The sequence below is a fragment of the Prevotella melaninogenica ATCC 25845 genome (genome assembly GCF_000144405.1).
Taxonomy (GTDB): domain Bacteria; phylum Bacteroidota; class Bacteroidia; order Bacteroidales; family Bacteroidaceae; genus Prevotella; species Prevotella melaninogenica.
Map to the genome: position 1 here is coordinate 103,674 of NC_014370.1, position 19,175 is coordinate 122,848.

The 19,175-nt window shown below is 42.1% G+C and carries 15 protein-coding genes; 7 read left to right on the plus strand and 8 right to left on the minus strand.

The genetic code is table 11. The features are described 5' to 3' along the window. Window positions 1-428: 428 nt before the first annotated feature. The 4 genes from HMPREF0659_RS00375 to HMPREF0659_RS00390 form a co-directional block, all read right to left on the minus strand. Window positions 429-962: a hypothetical protein gene (locus tag HMPREF0659_RS00375; protein ID WP_044045785.1), complete on the minus strand. Its 534-nt coding sequence runs from the start codon at window positions 960-962 to the stop codon at window positions 429-431. Window positions 963-1,031: 69 nt separating this feature from the next. Beyond that, window positions 1,032-1,961 (minus strand): DUF7017 domain-containing protein, encoded by a 930-nt coding sequence (locus HMPREF0659_RS00380; protein WP_044045946.1) that lies wholly within the window; start codon window positions 1,959-1,961, stop codon window positions 1,032-1,034. A gap of 100 nt (window positions 1,962-2,061) precedes the next feature. Beyond that, complete coding sequence (locus tag HMPREF0659_RS00385) at window positions 2,062-3,822, minus strand: RagB/SusD family nutrient uptake outer membrane protein (RefSeq protein WP_044045786.1); 1,761 nt, start codon at window positions 3,820-3,822, stop codon at window positions 2,062-2,064. A gap of 29 nt (window positions 3,823-3,851) precedes the next feature. Further along, window positions 3,852-7,040: a SusC/RagA family TonB-linked outer membrane protein gene (locus HMPREF0659_RS00390; RefSeq protein WP_013264777.1), complete on the minus strand. Its 3,189-nt coding sequence runs from the start codon at window positions 7,038-7,040 to the stop codon at window positions 3,852-3,854. Window positions 7,041-7,398: 358 nt separating this feature from the next. Between HMPREF0659_RS00390 and yfcE the strand changes: the two genes are divergently transcribed. Then, window positions 7,399-7,938, plus strand: a complete 540-nt coding sequence (gene yfcE, locus HMPREF0659_RS00395; RefSeq protein WP_013263890.1) for a phosphodiesterase — start codon at window positions 7,399-7,401, stop codon at window positions 7,936-7,938. A 90-nt stretch (window positions 7,939-8,028) separates the two neighbouring features. On the opposite strand, the gene HMPREF0659_RS00400 is transcribed toward yfcE, so the two are convergent. Both HMPREF0659_RS00400 and ruvB read right to left on the minus strand, forming a co-directional pair. Then, a complete protein-coding gene (locus tag HMPREF0659_RS00400; protein WP_013264635.1) occupies window positions 8,029-9,021 on the minus strand; it encodes an acyltransferase family protein in 993 nt (330 codons plus the stop codon). A 522-nt stretch (window positions 9,022-9,543) separates the two neighbouring features. Continuing rightward, entirely contained in the window at window positions 9,544-10,578 is a 1,035-nt protein-coding gene (ruvB, locus tag HMPREF0659_RS00405) for a Holliday junction branch migration DNA helicase RuvB (RefSeq protein WP_013263909.1), read from the minus strand. A gap of 261 nt (window positions 10,579-10,839) precedes the next feature. Here ruvB and HMPREF0659_RS00410 point away from each other — a divergent pair, with 261 nt between their 5' ends. Further along, entirely contained in the window at window positions 10,840-11,775 is a 936-nt protein-coding gene (locus HMPREF0659_RS00410) for a YitT family protein (protein WP_013264573.1), read from the plus strand. A 161-nt stretch (window positions 11,776-11,936) separates the two neighbouring features. On the opposite strand, the gene HMPREF0659_RS00415 is transcribed toward HMPREF0659_RS00410, so the two are convergent. Then, a complete protein-coding gene (locus HMPREF0659_RS00415; protein WP_013264146.1) occupies window positions 11,937-12,551 on the minus strand; it encodes a glutathione peroxidase in 615 nt (204 codons plus the stop codon). A gap of 158 nt (window positions 12,552-12,709) precedes the next feature. Further along, window positions 12,710-13,402: an SIR2 family NAD-dependent protein deacylase gene (locus HMPREF0659_RS00420; RefSeq protein ID WP_013264681.1), complete on the minus strand. Its 693-nt coding sequence runs from the start codon at window positions 13,400-13,402 to the stop codon at window positions 12,710-12,712. 256 nt (window positions 13,403-13,658) lie between these two features. On the opposite strand from HMPREF0659_RS00420, the gene HMPREF0659_RS00425 reads away from it, so the two are divergent. From HMPREF0659_RS00425 to HMPREF0659_RS00445, 5 genes are all read left to right on the plus strand, one after another. Next, window positions 13,659-14,264 carry an FKBP-type peptidyl-prolyl cis-trans isomerase gene (locus HMPREF0659_RS00425; RefSeq protein ID WP_013264324.1) on the plus strand — a complete coding sequence of 202 codons (606 nt, stop codon included), beginning with the start codon at window positions 13,659-13,661 and terminating at the stop codon, window positions 14,262-14,264. An 89-nt stretch (window positions 14,265-14,353) separates the two neighbouring features. Beyond that, entirely contained in the window at window positions 14,354-15,280 is a 927-nt protein-coding gene (locus tag HMPREF0659_RS00430; protein WP_013264865.1) for an FKBP-type peptidyl-prolyl cis-trans isomerase, read from the plus strand. A gap of 317 nt (window positions 15,281-15,597) precedes the next feature. Continuing rightward, window positions 15,598-16,599: an FKBP-type peptidyl-prolyl cis-trans isomerase gene (locus HMPREF0659_RS00435; protein WP_044045788.1), complete on the plus strand. Its 1,002-nt coding sequence runs from the start codon at window positions 15,598-15,600 to the stop codon at window positions 16,597-16,599. Between the two features lie 171 nt (window positions 16,600-16,770). Then, window positions 16,771-17,238 carry an Lrp/AsnC family transcriptional regulator gene (locus HMPREF0659_RS00440; RefSeq protein ID WP_013264439.1) on the plus strand — a complete coding sequence of 156 codons (468 nt, stop codon included), beginning with the start codon at window positions 16,771-16,773 and terminating at the stop codon, window positions 17,236-17,238. 40 nt (window positions 17,239-17,278) lie between these two features. Then, window positions 17,279-19,141, plus strand: a complete 1,863-nt coding sequence (locus HMPREF0659_RS00445; RefSeq protein WP_013264659.1) for a fused gamma-glutamyl-gamma-aminobutyrate hydrolase/peptidase — start codon at window positions 17,279-17,281, stop codon at window positions 19,139-19,141. Window positions 19,142-19,175 lie beyond the last annotated feature (34 nt).

Consider the following 19,175-nt stretch of genomic DNA (forward strand, 5'->3'; position numbering starts at 1 on the left):
TCCCTTTTCCTTTGATAGATATGTTTTGACAATTCTTTCATACTGAAAAAAAGAAGTAGACGTGGAGAATCCTACTTTTTATGAGCCTTTATTGTGGAGCTTAATCATGTTATATTTGTCCGAATTTTTCACAAGTCGAATTTTAAAAGACCAGCAAATAGCTTGCAATTAACGCCCTTTTGGCTTGCAAAAGATGCCCTTTAGAGGTCTAACTAACGCCCTTTTGAACCCTTATTAAGCACCTTTTAAAATGCATCTTTGCAACTATTTGATAATAAACGACTTGCAAAAGGGATGAAATAACTCGTTTTTAAGCTGTTTTCCTACCTTTTCTTTGAATATTTTGTCAATATATTTCTTTCCTTTTTTATGTAAGTTTCAGACGGAATCAGAGATTACGGTGTTTTTATTCTACCATGATAGGAACATCAAATATCATTTGAGTTCTTGTAACTCTTGACATACTTCCCTTTCTCAAAGTAATGGAAAATTGCGTAGTTCAGTTCCTTGTCTGTATGTCCAGTCAAAGGTGAATAGAAAAGATCAAGGTATTTTGCCCTCCATTTAGTCGGGAACTGCTTTGTATCAATCATCAGTATGGGGAACGTAGTATGCTTTTGTTTGAATATGTCATCATATATATTCGAGATGACAAGGACGTTAATTCCCTTGTCTTTGCACTGAGATACTAAGGCTGCAGGCGACACACAATAGGTAGAATGACAGAAAGGAGTATAATTATATAGCAATACTTTATCGTGCGTTTCGATATATTGTTTTACCTGATTAAGGCTGACTTTATATACTTTTGAGAAGTCATGAATATCGTCAATGTTTTCTTCAAGTGTTATAACTCTCTCCTTTTGTGCATCTGATAGATGGGAATAGCCAGAGGTTAAGCCTGCAATTTGGCATGATGAGAGTCCCAAGAGTATTAAAGCTGATAGAAATAAATGTTTCATAAGGTAGATTTAATTATTCAATAAAATGTGCTACAAAGATAAAGATAAATAGTTAGATATGCAGAAAACCTACCTAACAAGTTCTTTTAATACCACTTCTTGTTCTCTATAAAAGCTCTTTTCATCGGCTTCTGATACGGGGTTAATCTCCTCTAAACTCGCTGCAAGGTTCTGCATCTCCCATGTAATGGAATAGCCTAACTGCTTACGCATGGCAATACATTTATCTAATTCGTAGCGGGCTCGGCTTTTATCCTTTCTAAAGAGTAAGCCTGCAAGGGTGAAACGCATACGTTGGCGGAACTTTTCCTCTCGTTGTGCGGAGATAGCTTTACAGAGAAGTGCAATCTTGTAGCGTTCGTCATCAAGGAGTTCTGATAGCTCGTGATAGAGATAGGACTGTCGGTGGCTCTTGATAAGATGGGTATAAATATTGATTGCCTTATCTTTTTTGCCCATAATCCGATAGACCATCGCTTTGTAACGTTGGTTATGCATATTGTAAGGACTATGCTTCAGAGCTTCAGCTAATATCGGTGCAGCCTTTAAAGCCATGTCAACAGTAGGCTTACTTTCCACTTCCTTAAATACTTTTCCTACGATACGCATTCCTATTGAGGGAATAGGATGGCCGTTGCCTTGCTCCATTGTCCAGTCTTCATCTGTTAGTCGGGTGATACCCCATTGTGAGATAAAGTCGAGCATAGAGAATCCTGGATGGTGGTCGAAGACCAATAGTGAGGCACGCATTAAGGCGCTTTGTCCCTTAAGGTCCTTGTCGTCCATCGTCGGATAGAGTCTTAGCAAACTCTTGAATATCTTATATGCCTCTTCTAACTGACGTTGTTGATAGCGAAGCTTCATCATGTCTACACCTACCCAGAACATAGCTATGGTCGTGTAATGTCCCTTGTGTACAGCATACATCGGTAGAATGGCAGCGTATGCCTCCTCCGTACGTCCCTGCTTGCGCAGCATAAAGATGTCTCTTATCTCCATCTTCCCAAAATTAAAGAAAGCAGACGCCAAAGCCGAAACAACTGGTTCGTCTTTTAGCGTCTGCTTTTTATTTAATAATTTTCCTTTTCAACCTCAGTTATTACTGATTTGTGACCGTCAAACTTCCAGATGTATCAGGATTTGGTTTACAAGCCACATTGTTATGTGTCTCGTATTCAAGGATGAAGAAGTTCATCCATGGGCATACATAACCTTCCTTAGAATTGATTCGTGCAGATGGTTCATAATTGGTATTGTCCTTTCTGCGAATCTGAAGCGCAAGTCGTTTATAGTCGAAGTACGTGATTCCCTCGCCCCAGAACTCTATGCGTTTCTGTACCATCAGTTCTTTTATGAAGTCCTCCATAGTGGTGACATTATTTGCCTGATAGGAGTTGTCGGTATAACGATAGGTGTTCATAAAGTCTTTCAGTGCCGTAACACCTGCTGCAACACCATCAAGGTGGGCTGTAGCTTCAATGTCGATAAATACCATTTCTTCCATGCGCATCAAAGGAAGACTGATGAATTGTCCCTCGTAAGTATCAGTGATATTACCCTTTGCAGGACGGAACTTGATGTTAGCATAGGCTGGTAGCTGCTTCCAAGTCTCCTCATCTAAGAGGGAAAGTCTCTCCTTCTTAGTGCCAATGGTGATAGAGTCATATTTCTCGTAACCCTCATGTGTACCTGCAGCGGTCGGATCAATCCATGAATAATGGCGCCAGTCACCTTCTGGCATCTTATCATAGAGCGCACTACCAATCATACGAGTAGCACCGTATGCGCCAGCAAGTCCCCAAGTAGTTTCTGATGACATGGTGCTGGTGAAGGTATAGTAGATATAGCTGATTTGCTCACGTGTGGTATAGCCTAACTTCCACATCCATGCTTGGTTTTCCTTGTTAAAGCCGTCTTGTGTACTATGCCACTGTGCTTCGGTAACAGGACTATAACCACTGGCAGCCTTACGAGCATAGGTACGTGCCTTCTCATAGCACTCGCGAGCTGTGGTGATACCTAACTTATCATACTCAATGCTTGCAGAATCTTCTGCTGCTATGGCTGTGTTAAGGTCTGCACTACTCTGATCAAAACGACTTGCCATTTCCATCCAAAGGCGTGCCTTGAGTCCATAGACTACACTAAGGTTAGGCAAGTTCTTGTCGGGACGTGTATAATTAGCCAGATACTCCTCGGCATGGTTGAGGTCAGTAAGGATGAAGCGATACATCTTATAGAACGGAGCACGTGGATTGTGACGTTGCATTTCTTTCGTTGTCTTTTCGGTAACGATAGGAACTGTGAGCCCCCATATCCCATTTTTTGTCGCCTTATCATCCAAACTTGCAATGCCAGTCTTCTTGAATTCGAACTGACGAGCTATGTCAAGATAAGCCATTGCACGATAAGCCAGAGCTATACCTAAGTAGTTTTTAGAGGTTGGTGAGGCTGTGGCAGGATCTACTACACTTGTTACATTGTTACAGGTAGCAATGAAATCGTAGTAAAAACGATAGGTGTAATAAGCCTTGAAACGGGTGTTGACACCGCTTTCCACTGTCGTCCAATAGCTATAGTTACTACTATAAACAGGGAAATCACTTCCTAAGACATCCCTATAGTGCATCTGACAAGGATAACCCCAGTCGTTGAGAGGGTCACCAGAACCCCAAGAGTCAAAGGTTATCATATAAGAAAGGATACCATTGATAAGTCCTTCTTGTGAAGAAGGCATCTTTCTTACTTGGTCAGAAGTTAATACTTCCGACGGTTCAATGCTATCGATACAAGAAGTAAAGCCAAAGGTAATAGCAACGATAGCCAACGTTATGATGTGATTTGATATTAAGCGTTTCATAATGACGTACTATTAATGTAAGAAGATGGTTAGAATGTTAGTTTAATACCACCAGAGATGGTTCTCGTTGGGCTATAGATGGATGTACTACTACCTCCTGAGAAGGAACCACGTGGGTCGAATCCCTTACGCTTACTCCAAAAGTATACGTTGTCAGCAGCCACATATATGCGTACATTCTCCAATCCAATCTTGCTTACCCATAGCTTAGGTAGGGTGTAGCCAAGGTTGATATTCTGTAAGCTTAGATAGCTACCGCTGATGAGGAAACGGTCGCATTGAGCACTGACACTTGGATCGTCATATTGCCAACGAGGTATATTACTGGTCGGATTACTTGCTGACCAAGAGTTGAGAACGTCTTTATGGATAGTTGTTCCTCCTAAGGTACCACTCGGTGGACCCATAAAACCTGCGTAACCACCGTCGTATGAAAGTCCTCCTAACGAATAAGCGAAGGAGATAGAGAAGTCGAAACCATACGCATTCAGCGTTGTTCCAAAGCCACCATAGAGGTCTGGGTGTGGACTTCCACATGAGTAATAACTCGCATTACCATAGACATCTGTCGTCTTAAGTGTTCCATCGGTATCCGTGTAGTACCACATAGCCTTTCCTTCATTAGAAACACCAGCATAACGAGGCATATACCACTCGTAAATAGGGAGTCCCTCGGCATAGATTCGTTCGCCACTACTATAGCCAGGGTGCCCATCTACAACGAGATCAGCTTTGAGGACGTCAGCGAGTTTGATGATTTCATTCTTGTAAGTAGTTGCATTCACGTTGACATCCCATGAGATATTTTTAGTCTTTAAGACAGTAGCAGCGAGGTCAACCTCCACACCTTTGTTCGTCATATCACCAATATTGTCATACGTTCCTTTGTAACCAGCAGAGTAAGGAGCAAAGACAAAGCAGAGCATATCAGTTGTTTTCTTATAGAAATACTCAATACTACCACGCAAACGGCTATTGAATAATTCAAAATCGAAGCCTGCATTGAAGTTGTTATTGGTCTCCCAAGTAATATTAGGGTTACCCTTTTCAGACAGAACTAATCCAACCTTATTGTTCGTGTTTACGATACTATACGTATCAAGATAGTGGAAATCACCAATATTATCATTACCTTGCTGACCGAAAGAAGCCTTTAGTTTCAACATATTCAACCATTTGAAAGGCTTCATGAAAGGCTCTTTCGTAATAGTCCAAGCACCACCAAAGGAGTAGAAGTTACCCCAACGATGATTAGGATCAAAGCGACTGGAAGCGTCACGACGGAAAGAAAGACTTCCAAAGTACTTCTGATCGTAGTCGTATTGCCCACGGAAGAAGAAGCCTTCAGACTCATATTCGCTATTACCAGACTCTCCTGTGTTATCCATCTTTATTGCTCCAGCAAGCGTTTGGTTGGTAAAGTAGGATGCCATACCAAGTTTTGTACCCCACAAGCTTTCGTAGTTGTAGCGATAGAACTCATGACCAAGGAGCAATTCCATGTGATGATGACCAAAGTCATGATTGTAATTCACGAGTTGTTGGAAGTTATAAGAGAAGGTTTGATCACTTGTTCTGGTCACAACACCCGTTGGATAAGTCGTATGACTGTATCCATAGAAAGGCTGTTTCGTCTCAGTTGCACGTGAGTTGTTGACGGTCACCGTACCATTAAGGGTAATCTTCAATCCCTCAAGAGGCATGATATTCGCATAGCCATAGAGCGAATACATATTAACTTTCGAACTATTCGTATTCAACGCATTCTCTTGTAATGGGTTGATGTTAGGTAACGTAGGACGTCTTAGTCCAATAACAGCACCATTACCATAGTCATACATCTGTCCATTATCATCTGTCATGATGTTCCCTTGCTCATCACGAATGAAGGCAGGATAGATAGGTGCGACATTATTCAACTGATAGAAAAGACCATTATCATCCGATGGTATCACATGGTATTTAGCCCGAGAGAAGTTCATGTTCGTACCCACCTTCAACCATTTGCGTGCTTCATAGTCCGCTTTGGCACGAACGGTAATACGTTCAAAGTCCGAATGATATGCCACACCTTCATTGTTTAAGTAACCCAAAGAAAGGTAGTATTGCATCTTATCGCTACCTCCAGTTAGGTTTATATCATACTCTTTGCGTAATCCGTTACGAAAGGCAAGTCTCTTCCAATCGTCAGGTAGGATAGTATAACGTTTACCATTATGCTCAATAACACGTCCTAATGTGGCATGTGGATTCATATGACCATCTTCCCCAATGAGCTGTTCTCCGTTTGGAACAGTAAATATTGGATATCCCAATCCACCTGCTGCACCAGGTGCAACGAGTTGTTTGTTAGCCTCAATAGTAGCTTGAGCAGGAGTCAATCCGAGTCCTTTCAGTTGATAATTATACAATGCATTATAGTAAACCTCATAGTATTTAACAGGATCATCGATAGTCTCATAGTAGCGTTTAATACGACTATTCGTACCCCATCTCATATCAACAGAAATATGTGCATTACCAACTTGTGCATGTTTTGTTGTCACCATGATAACGCCATTGGCTCCTCGTGCTCCATAGAGTGCAGTAGAAGACGCATCTTTCAATACGGTTACAGAAGCCACATCGGCAGGGTTAAGGTTGTTCCAACCGCCATCGTAAGGCGCACCATCTACTATAATTAGAGGGCTTTGTCCTGCGCTAATACTACTAAAGCCACGTACACGGATAGAAGGGGTTGAACCAGGCTCTCCGCTGTTGTCTATAATCTGAACACCAGCAGCCTCACCTTTCAAACTACTCATTACGTTATTGACCTGCTTATGTTCAATCTTTTTAGAGTCAACAATGGCAGCAGAGCCTGTAAAAGCCGAACGCTTTTGTTCACCGAAGGCAGTTACAACCACCTCGTCCAACGCAGAGTTGTCGTTAATCATCGTAATCTTCATTGTCGGTTTGGCAGGACCAGTGAAGGTTTTCATACCGACATAAGATACTTCCAACTTAGCACCAGGCTTGATATTGGCAAGTGTAAACTTACCATCCATGTCTGTTGCTGTAATCAGTTTGCTGTCACCGACTACCTGAACCGTTGCACCGATAATCGTTTCACCTGTTTCGTCGACAACAACACCCGAAGCAGTGAATACTTGTTGGGCAAAGCTGACGATTGCCGACAGCATAAATAAGGTAGAAAATAAGAGTCTTTTCGTATTCATAAGGCAGGTCTTTATGTTATTTTCAAGTAAGGTTGTATGTAATAGATAATTATGTCGCAAATATAACTAAAAGTTTCAAACAATCAAATAAAATCATGGAAATAATTGAAAAAAATAACATTTGGTGTTCTTTAGGTTTGTAAGTGTTATTCTTACAAGGAAACTATTAGACGTGGATGTCATCTTTTTACAAGGTTAATAAGAGATTGTTTCCATTGAAATGTATTTTATTCTTTAGTCTTATTGTTCGATAATAAAGCAAAATATGTTGAGACTCTAATAATCGATTTGGGTTAAATTAAAGGTTATATGAGAAAATAACATTACCTTTGCCATAGAAACAAACAATCAAGGTGATATGAAATATCTATTGGTATCAGATATCCACGGATGTCTGCCAGCACTGGAGAAGGTGCTACAATTCTTTGATCGTGAGCATTGTGACATGCTTTGCATACTTGGAGACATACTTAATTATGGTCCACGCAACTCTATCCCAGAGGGAATAGATGCTAAGGGGATAGTGGAAGCACTAAATAAACGTGCAAATAACATCGTAGCAGTACGTGGAAACTGTGATGCAGAAGTTGATCAAATGCTACTTGATTTCCCTATGATGTCCGACTATTTGATGTTAGTTGATGAGGGACGAAAGATTTTCCTAACACATGGACATATCTATAACAAATCCACAATGCCAAAAGGTCATTTCGATGCGATTGTCTATGGGCATACACATCTTTGGGAACTCACCCAGCAGGAGGGTACGCTTGTTTGCAATCTCGGCTCTATCACTTTCCCAAAAGGTGGAAATGTTGCTACCTTCATGACCTATGAGCATGGTGTCTTCACAGCTTACACGCTTGACGGAACACCACTAAAGCAGGAAAGAATTTAGGGAGAAGTTATTAGCCTAATTAGCCTTATTGGGCTAATTAGGCTAATAGGGCTAATAAGCCTAATAAACAATAACCACCTAATCCCCTCCTTATATCAGCCCTTTCTTTCCAAAGAATAGCTTTGAGATGCCCGTGACATCCATCAACCATGTTATGCCAAACGAGCCTGCAACGGCAAATACCATACTGACCACAAGGAAGAACATTCCCGTCGGCTCCACACGAAGCAGCAACGGCTGATAGAATTTGGCAAGAATTGTGAAGATAGGAGAGAAGAGTAAGAGGGGTAAAGTGTTACGCCCGATAAAGAGAAAGAGGTCGCGCAGAGGTTGTGGAATCCCTAACTGATAAACCCACAACAGCGAACCGATAACTAAAAACACCAAACATGCACCTGCAAAAGAAGCCTTATCGTAATGGGTTGGGTCGATACACCATACTACTAAAAGTCCTATTGTCCACCAACGTGCAGGGAAAGCCAGACGAAAATTGCCCACTGCTTGACGTATGATAGCACCTACAAGGAAGTAGGCTGCATTGGCTATTGAGAGTAGTCCGCAGCCGTGTGAGAGCAACCAAATGAATAGGGCAAGAAGGATAAACCTACCTAACAGCACCTGATTCTCCAAACTCAGCATTTTGAGAGGCAGCAGTGGTTTCTCTTGTTTCAATACTGATGAAAAACGCCCTTTAGGTTTTCTGAATGCGATATAATAGAAGATACCGCAAATCATCAAGGTATGTAAGTACCAATAAGGTCCCATCGGATGAAGGAAGATATGGTCAATCAGTACTCCTGCGGTTAGATAATCAATGTGTTCACGGATAGGGAGTAGCGAAGCCATTAGGGTATAGCCGATTTCCATCACTGTGTAAGGGATGAAAATCCAAAGCATAGTTTTTCCCAAAGCAGCCCACGACTTATTCACATTAAACAGATAACCCGACACTAACAGGAAGCCCGGCATGTGGAAAGTATAGACCAACTTTTTAGCAACAGGGTAGGTGTCGCCGATATAGGTAAGGTGGAAGGCAATCATCAACGTGATGAAGACGAACTTGAGAAAGTCCAGTTCTTCCATTCTTGCCTTCGGTTTATGCATTTGAATAATCATGGCGACAAAGTTAGGAAATTAGTAGGACACTTCAAAAAGATGTAGTTGTAAAAGAATAATTAGCCTCTTAAAAATCGCGGTTTGATATGTGTTAGCAATTTATAATCCTCTTTTGACACAGAAAACCTTTTCTTTTTAAAACCTTGAAAATCCATAGATAAGGTTTTGAAAAATCATTACATAAAATCGGGTAAAACATCAATAAACAAGGATAAAAACACGTGTAAAATGTGAGTTTGTAATCATCGGTAAATCAGTTAGTTATAAAGTAGTAAAGTAAAAGGTGCTTAATTGGACTCCAAAAGGGCGTTAGTAAGGGTCTTAAAGGGCGTCTTTTGCAAGTCAATTAGGCGTCTTTAAGAAGCCAAAAGAGCATGTATTGTTTTTGAACTGCACGAAAATAGTTTACAAACATCAGTGCATAAAGGAACGAATAAAAGAAAAACTCCATTGCATTGTTCGTTGTGAACGTTTGCAATGGAGTATCTTTTAATCGAATAATCCCGGTTGTAGAGGATTGTCTTGATATGCATTTCGTCCGAGATGGTCGTAGGCAAGCTGTGTTGCCACACGTCCACGAGGGGTTCGTTTGATAAAACCTTCCATGATGAGGAATGGTTCGTAAACCTCTTCTACCGTACCAGAATCCTCACCGATAGCGGTGGCAATGGTTGAGACACCTACTGGACCGCCACGGAACTTATCGATAATGGTGAGTAGAATTTTGTTATCTATCTCGTCCAAACCATATTTGTCAATGTTCAACGACTGTAGTGACATCGTAGCGATTTCGGGTGTGATAGTACCATTACCCTTCACCTGTGCGAAGTCTCGTACACGGCGGAGTAGGGCGTTACAGATACGTGGTGTACCGCGTGAGCGACGCGCAATTTCATCCGCAGCTTCGTCCACGATAGGCACTTTTAATAGGGCAGCCGAACGCTTGATAATGCGCTTCAAAGTCTCTGGGTCATAATACTCCAAATGGAGATTAATACCAAAGCGAGCACGGAGAGGAGCTGTGAGCAGTCCGCTTCGTGTCGTTGCACCAACGAGTGTGAATGGGTTGAGGTCAATCTGGATAGAACGTGCAGACGGTCCCTTATCAATCATAATGTCAATACGGTAGTCCTCCATCGCAGAGTAAAGATACTCCTCTACGACAGGAGAAAGGCGGTGTATCTCGTCAATAAACAAGACGTCGTTAGGCTCTAAAGAGGTGAGGATGCCCGCAAGGTCGCCCGGCTTGTCGAGTACCGGACCTGAGGTAATCTTGAAACCAACGCCCAATTCGTTAGCGATAATATTGCTCAACGTTGTCTTACCCAATCCCGGAGGACCGTGCAAAAGGGTGTGGTCGAGCGGTTCGCCACGGAACTTAGCGGCTTCAACAAAGACGCTGAGGTTTTCGACCACCTTCGACTGTCCGCTGAAATCATTAAATTTCAGAGGGCGTAGAGCGTTTTCGAAATCCTTCTCAACCGAGTTCAGCCTTTCTTCATGTATGTCAAAATCTTCTGGCATATTGCTAATTTTCTGCAAAAAGATGCAAGTGGAAGAGTGTGTAGATAATGTCTTTGCACATGGTTAATATATCCGTCAAATGCATTCTTTTATGGATATATGTGTTGTGCTTCCCTATGAATTGCCGTCTACGACTCTTCTTCTACACGCTCAAGGTATATATTATTTTCTGCAAAGGTACTCTATTTTTTCTGTGCAAGTGCTTTGTTTCGGAAAATTTATCTAAATTTGTAGCGTCATTTCACTCATATCCTTAAACGTATGATTAACAAGATTAATAAGAAGGTCCTTTATCGGGAAATCTTAGACTATGTAATGATAGCCGTAGGTATGCTGTCCTATGCTATCGGCTGGATGGTTTTTCTACTACCTAATCACATCGGTAATGGTGGCGTAGCTGGTCTTGCTTCTATTTTGAATTGGGGTCAAGGAATCCCTGTTGCTAACACTTATTTTATCCTAAACGCAATTCTATTAGCCATTGCACTGAAGGTTTTAGGCTTAAAGTTCTGTATCCGTACTATCTATGGCGTTGTGATGCTGACAGTTATCACAAAGGTTATGGGTACTGTATTTCCTCATCCGGGACTCTTACATGGGCAACCTTTTATGGCAGCAATCATCGGTGCATCGTTTTGTGGTGTTGGTTTAGCTTTTGGACTCTCCTATAATGGTAGCTCTGGTGGCTCGGATATCGTCGCAGCGATAGTCAATAAATATCGTGATATTTCTCTTGGGCGTGTTATCTTATTAGTGGATATGACCATCGTAACGGGAAGTTACCTTGTTCTACGTAGTTGGGAGCAGGTTATCTATGGTTATGTAAACTTGATTATCACCTCTTTTGTACTCGACCAAGTTATCAACTCCAGTCGTCGTTCGGTGCAGTTCCTTATCATTTCGGAGCGTTATAAAGAGATTTGTGATATGATATCGCAAGACCAACCCCATCGTACCAGTACGATAATCGATGCAAAGGGCTATTATACGGGTAGCGATATAAAGATTGTTATTGTAGTAACTCGCCAACGTGAAGCGTCATATGTCTATCGTATGATTGATGATATCGACCCAGATGCCTTCGTAACACAGAGTCAGGTAATGGGTGTCTTTGGTAAGGGATTTGATAAGTTTAAGGTGAAGAAGAAGTCACCTAATAAGAATAAGCCGAAGGCTACTAATCTGCCTAAGCAATAAAGATAACAAAGCCGGCTGACACGTGGTTGCGTGTTAGCCGGCTTTGCTTTGTGGGTATTGGGCTTATTGGCCCAATAAGGCTCATTAGTCCAATAAGGCTTATTACTTTATTAGCCTTATAAGGCTTATTAGCCCAATAAGGCTTATTGCTCTCTTAGCTTTTACTTCATCTTTAGTGCCGCCTTGATACCAGCCTCAACGTCTTTCATATCAGCTGTTGGCTCAAAGCGATCGATGACGTGTCCCTGTCGGTCTATGAGGAACTTTGTGAAGTTCCATTTGATACTTGGATCTTTGGCGTAGTCAGGGTTCTCTGCGCGGAACTTCTCATCGAGAAACTTACCGATGTTGTTATTCATGTCAAAGCCCTTGAATGGCTGTTGAGCCTTTAGGTAAGTGTAAAGCGGTGATTCGTTACGACCATTGACATTAATCTTTGCAAACTGTGGGAAAGTCGTACCATAGTTGCCTGTACAGAAAGTGTGAATATCACGGAAAGAGCCCGGAGCCTGTGCGCCAAACTGATTACAAGGGAAGTCAAGGATGACAAGTCCTTGGTTCTTATAGGTTTCATAGAGTTTTTGTAATGCCTCATACTGTGGTGTAAATCCACATTTTGTCGCTGTATTAACGATGAGCAGAACCTTACCCTTATAGTCCTTCAATTTGACGGTATGCTCGTTTCCGTCCTTTACACTAAACTTGTAAACATTCTTCTGAGCCATGATTGGCAATGTCATGAGGGCTAAGAAGAGGAGTGAAAATAGTTTCTTCATTTGTTTCTTTATTGATATATGCTTTCGTTTTTGCCCCTATGAGAATTTAGGGAATGAAAACTTGGTAGTTTATATGCTCTCTGTTTATTAGGAATAGGATTTTATTTCTGTGTGGGAATGCGATGTAATCAGTTCCTTATGATGCTATAATCAGTTTTTTACAATAGCTTAATCAACTCTTTCATACCTTCGCTTGCACCCTTTTTTATATGCGTTAATCGTCCAGAAGCATGTGCGGGCGTATCGTCAGGGTCAATCAGATAGATAGGAGTTCCTGGTCGGGTGTATTGCACAAGACCCGCAGCAGGGTAAACAACCAGCGACGTTCCGATGATAACAAGTATGTCAGCTTGTGCCACAACCTCTGCAGCAGGTTCAATCATTGGGACTGATTCACCAAAAAAAACAATGAAAGGACGCAATAGACTACCGTCTTCAGCCAATGCTCCAGGGACTACTTCGCAGTTGTCTTTAGGTAGTTCTTGTATGTAGCGGCTGTCGTAAGGAGTCTTACTTGAGCATACCTTTGTCAGTTCTCCATGTAGATGGATAACCTTTAAAGACCCTGCTTTCTCGTGAAGGTCGTCAACATTTTGCGTAATCACCGTCACATCATAGTCTTTCTCAAGTTCCTTGATAAGGCGATGACCCTCGTTAGGCTTGGCCGCATAGAGTTTTTTGCGTAGATTGTTGTAGAAGTTGTTGACGAGTGTGGGGTTGGCTATCCAGCCTTCGTGCGTTGCTACCTGTTCTACAGGATAATCCTCCCATAATCCATCATTGCCGCGAAAGGTCTTGAAGCCACTCTCTACGGACATTCCAGCACCTGTTAAGAATACGATTTTCTTCATACGTCTGTCTTTTATGAGTTGAGGCTTGAAGGAGATAGACGAGGTTATAGGCATTAATTTCAAAACACTTGCAAATAGAGTTTTGGACAAATGAAGTACTAATAATATACTTCTTGTTTTTTGTCGATACCTTTAACTTGCACAGTAATCCTCCATTCTCTTTGACAAATTTAGTAATTTTAATCCGATTAATGCAAAACTATACCTTAAAAATAGTATCTTTGCACATTAATTATTAATAATATTAAGAACGATAATGGATAAATTAAGCTATGCACTGGGAATCGGTATCGGTTCACAGCTCGCAGGAATGGGCGCAAAGGAACTGAATATTGACGACTTCGCACAGGCTATCAAGGATGTTATTTCAGGTTCAGAGCTGAAAGTTGACAATGCAGAAGCACAGACTCTCGTACAAAACTTCTTCCAAGAGCAGGAGGCTAAGCAGCAGGCTGCAGCCGCTGAGGCTGGTAAGGCAGCAAAGGTTGCTGGTGAGGCTTTCCTTGCTGAGAACGGTAAGAAGGATGGTGTTGTAACCTTACCATCTGGTTTGCAGTATCAGGTGTTGAAGGAAGGCGACGGTAAGAAGCCTTCAGCTACAGACCAAGTAGTATGTCATTATGAGGGAACACTGATTGATGGTACTGTTTTTGACAGTTCTTATCAGCGTAACCAACCAGCTACTTTCGGCTTGAATCAGGTTATCGCAGGTTGGACTGAGGGTGTGCAGCTTATGCAGGAAGGTGCTAAGTATCGCTTCTTCATCCCTTATGACCTTGCATATGGTGAGCGTGGTGCTGGTGCACAGATACCTCCATTCGCTGCTCTCGTCTTCGACGTAGAGTTGATTGAGGTAAAGTAAGAAAGGTATGTAGGCGATAATAGACTGCAATATACGTCCATCATCGCCTACTCTAATAATATTGCTTAAGAAACTAAACAATTAAAATAATGAAGAAAATTTATTTTTTAGCCGCTATGGCTATCGCAGCTGCAGGCTTCACAGCTTGTGGTAACTCAGCTCCAAAGGAGGATTTGAAGTCTGATGTTGACTCTTTGAGCTATGCTTTCGGTATTGATCAGGGTCAGAGTGTTAAGCAGTATCTCCAGCAGATGCAGATTGATACAGCTTACATCGATGAGTTTATCAAGGGTATGAACGATGGTGCGCAGAATGCTGATGATAAGAAGCGTGCTGCTTACAATGCTGGTATCGGCGTAGGTATGCAGATGAACATGATTATCAAGAATCAGATCAACCGTCAGATCTTTGGTGAAGACTCTACAAAGTCTGTTTCTTTGGCTAATTTCCTCGCTGGTTTTGCAGCAAGTGCAAAGGGTCATGGTCAGAAGATGACTGTAGAGCAGGCTCGTGAGGTTGAGCAGAAGACTTCAAAGACTATTCAGATGAAGGCCGCTGAGAAGACTTATGGTGCTAATAAGAAGAAGAGTGACGCTTACATGGCAGCCAATGCTAAGAAGGAAGGTGTGAAGACTATCGGTCAGGGTGTACAGGTTAAGGAACTCAAGGCTGGCTCTGGTGCTACACCAAAGGCTTCTGATGTTGTTAAGATTAACTATGTTGGTAAGACTATCGATGGTAAGGTTTTCGACCAGCGTGATGGTGCAACAATGCCTGTAGGTGGTGTTATCCCAGGTTTCACTGAGGCTTTGACTAAGATGCCTGTTGGTTCTAAGTGGGAGATTACAATTCCTTATACAGCTGGTTACGGTGCTGAGCAGCCAAGTCCAGACCTTAAGCCATTCTCAACACTTATCTTTACTGTTGAGTTACTCGGTATCGAGAAGGCTCCAGAGGGTCAGCCAGGTATGCCTCAGGGTATGTCAGGTATGCCACAGGGTAAGCCAGGTATGTAATCAACTAAAGCTTGATAATGGTTCGATGAGTCTTCCTTTCTTATATGGAAGAGCATCAGCTGTAATCCATTTTCACGATGATGACGAATTATTTTCATGAAAGAAAATCTTTATTGTCGTGAAAATAAATATTTATTCTCATGAAAGTAATTCTTTATTTTCATGAGAATAATTCAGTAATGATACTCTTGTCTTATAGGAAAGGAAGACACATACATACTTCTTAAAGCTTAGTAATATACTTCTTAAAGCTTGGTAATCATCGAATCTACATCCTTTTAATATAGAAAAACCTGTTCTTTAAAAACGACAAAACAATGAAGAAACTTTTAATGCTGGCTCTGCTCGTTGCAGCAGGTTCAGTCTTTAATACTGCAAGTGCGCAGAGTAAGAAGAAAGGAAAGCAGAATGCGAAGTGTTCTGTAGAATGTAAAGAAGGCGCAGTAGTACTGACTTCACCTTCTGATACATTGAGCTATGCTGCAGGTATGTCTATGACACGTGGTTTGGACGACTATCTTGCAAATCAGTTTGGTGTTACTCCAGCACAGATGCCAGACTTCCTGCGTGGCTTGCGTCAGGGTATTGCTAATCGCAAAGACTCTGCTTTTGCTGCTTATGTAGCCGGATTGCTCATCAGTTCACAGGTAGACAAGACCATGTTGCCTAATATTGCATCTAAGTTCGAAGGCACATCGGCTCCAATTAACCCAGATTTGCTTTATAAGGGCTTTGTTGCAGCTTTGGCAAAGGATTCTACTGTCCTCAAGCAGGCTACTGCTGAGCAAATTTTCGAGAAGAAAGAAGTAGAGTTGAAAGCACAGAAAGATGCTGAGATGAAGGCTAAGAACGAGGCTTACTTGGCTGAGAACAAGAAGAAGGAGGGTGTTGTAACATTAGCTGATGGGCTTCAGTATCGTATCATTAAGAAGGGTGATGGACCTATACCAACAGCAGCTGACCGCGTTCAGGTTATCTATGAGGGTAAGACCATTGATGGAAAGGTATTCGATGCAACTTCACGTCATGGCGTAGAGTTCGATACCTTCAATGTTGGTGGACTCATCAAGGGTTGGACAGAGGCGTTGCAGATGATGCCTGTAGGCTCAAAGTGGGAGATTGTTATCCCACAAAACCTTGCCTATGGTGAGCGTGGTGCAGGTCGTGACATCGCTCCTTTCTCAACACTTATCTTCACCCTTGAGTTGAAAGGCATTGAGGCAGCACCTGAAAAGGAGTCAAAGACGATTGATGCTGCAAAGCTCGTTCCAGCCAAGAAGGCTCCTGCTCAGAAGACAAAGAAGAATGTAAAAAAGTAAGATAAAAGCAGTGAAATACTGTTCTCTTGCTTAAAATAAAAACAAAATGCGCCCAAGTGGCGCATTTTTTATGTCATTTTGTTGTCTGTTCCATAATTATTCCCTACTTTTGCTCGTCATCAATTAAAGCTTTAGAAACATAGAATTAAGAAATAATATCAACCGTAGAACATGGAAAAAGTAGATCGTTTGGACAAGAAAATATTGGGTATCCTCTCGCAGAATGCTCGTATGCCTTTTAAAGATGTTGCTGCCCAGTGTGGCGTTTCACGTGCTGCTATTCACCAGCGCGTACAACATCTCATAGAGAATGGAGTCATAACAGGTAGTGGTTTCGACGTTAATCCTAAGAGTTTAGGCTATACAACCTGCACTTATGTGGGACTAAACCTCGAGCGTGGCTCTATGTATAAGAAGGTTGTTGAACGTATCAGTGCTATTCCAGAGGTGGTTGAGTGTCATTTTACAACGGGTCCTTATACAATGCTTGTGAAGCTTTATGCAAAAGACAACGAGCAGTTGATGGACCTTCTTAACAATCAGTTGCAAGGTATCTCAGGTGTCGTATCAACCGAAACACTTATTTCTCTTGAGCAAAGTATCAAACGTGAGATACCTATAGCAGAAGAATTGCTCTAAAGAAGTCAATGACAAACCAATCTTTTAAAAAAGAATAAGAATGCAATACGATCTTCAGTCACATCTCGATAAGGTGTATTCAACTTTCCCTGAAGCAAAGCGTAAGCCTATAATTGGTATCACTACCAATTATATGAATGGTGATGCAGCGTTAAGGAATGTCTATTATAAGCAGGTGGTAGCTGCGGGCGGAGTCCCAATGCTTATTCCTCCTGTGGCTGATAAGGATGTGCTTATTAACACCCTTGACCATCTTGATGGTCTTCTCCTTACAGGTGGTGCTGATATCAATCCTCTGTGGCTTGGCGAGGAGCCTTCTCCCAAACTTCATAATATCAATGCTGAGCGTGATTTACCCGAACTGATGCTTATCCGTTTGGCGTTTAATCGTCAGTTGCCTATCCTTGGTATCTGCCGTGGAGCGCAAGCCCTTGCTGTCGCTTTGGGTGGAAAGATACAGCAAGATATCTATGATGAATATATAAGAGAGGAGGAAACGGTTGAAAAGAAACTGAGCAAAGACAAAACGGTAACAACCTATCATGCTGCTACATTAAAGCATTCACAGGATGCTGAACGCTGTGAAGCTACGCATAGCGTGACCCTTAACAAGTCATCTGTCCTCTATGCGCTCTATAAGGAAGAGCGTCTTATGGTCAATAGCTTCCACCATCAGGCAGTGAAAGATGCTGGAAAGCACTTCCGTGTGACGGCACTTTCGCCTGATGGAGTGATTGAAGCCATTGAGAGTAGCGAGTTCAAGCCTATCATGGGAGTGCAATGGCATCCCGAATGGATGGGTGAAGAGGGAGGAAAAATCTTCCAGTGGCTGGTCGGACAGTCTAATAACTTCTACCTTGCTAAGCAACTTCATCAGCGCATCTTGACGCTTGATACACACTGTGATACGCCTATGTTCTTCCCACAAGGTGTCAACTTCGATCAGCGTGACTCACGTATTCTCTACGATCTCCATAAGATGACGGAGGGAAGACAGGATGCTGTGACGATGGCTGCTTACCTTCCACAACCGAAGATAGGCGAGTCTTTCTCGTCAAAGATTGATGTTGAAGGGTTGAAACGCTATAATCCTCACCTCGTTGAGACATTGAATCATCTCTCACCAGCTGTCTATGCCAACCTTATCTTCGACAAAATAGAGGAAATTGTTAAGCAGAACCAACGCTATATCAGTATTGCTCGTACACCTTCCGACCTTTACGAAGATAAGCGCAAGGGACGTAAGAGCATTATGTTTGCTATTGAGAACGGTCTTGCTTTGGAACATAAGCTTGAGAATGTAAAGCACTTTGCACAGCGTGGTGTGACCTATATAACCCTTTGTCACAATGGTGATAACGATATTTGCGACTCTGCACGAGGCTGCAACACCCACGGAGGAGTAAGTAAGTTTGGCGAAGAGGTCATCAAGGAGATGAACCGTAACGGTATTATGGTCGACTTAAGCCACGGCGGAGAGAAGAGTTTTTATGATGCGTTGGAGATTAGTACGATGCCAATCGTATGTAGTCATTCTAATAGCAAAGTACTCTGTGACGTTCCTCGCAACCTTACCGATGATCAGATGCGAGCATTGGCAAAGAAGGGTGGTGTGGCACATATCACAATGTACCAAGGCTTCTTGAAGAAGGGTAGTGAGGCAACAGTGATGGATGCGATAGCCCATCTTGAGCATGCTATCAACATTATGGGTATCGACCATGTAGGTATTGGAACCGACTTTGATGGTGACGGAACCGTACGCGGTATGGCTGATGCGAGCGAAATGATAAACTTCACCCTTCATCTTTTGCGTCGTAAATATAGCGAAAGAGATATTGAAAAGATATGGGGAGGCAACTGGCTGCGTGTAATGGCGCAGGTACAGAGCGTTAGAAAATAAGTAGAAAGAAGGTTTCTTACCTACTCTTTAGGAT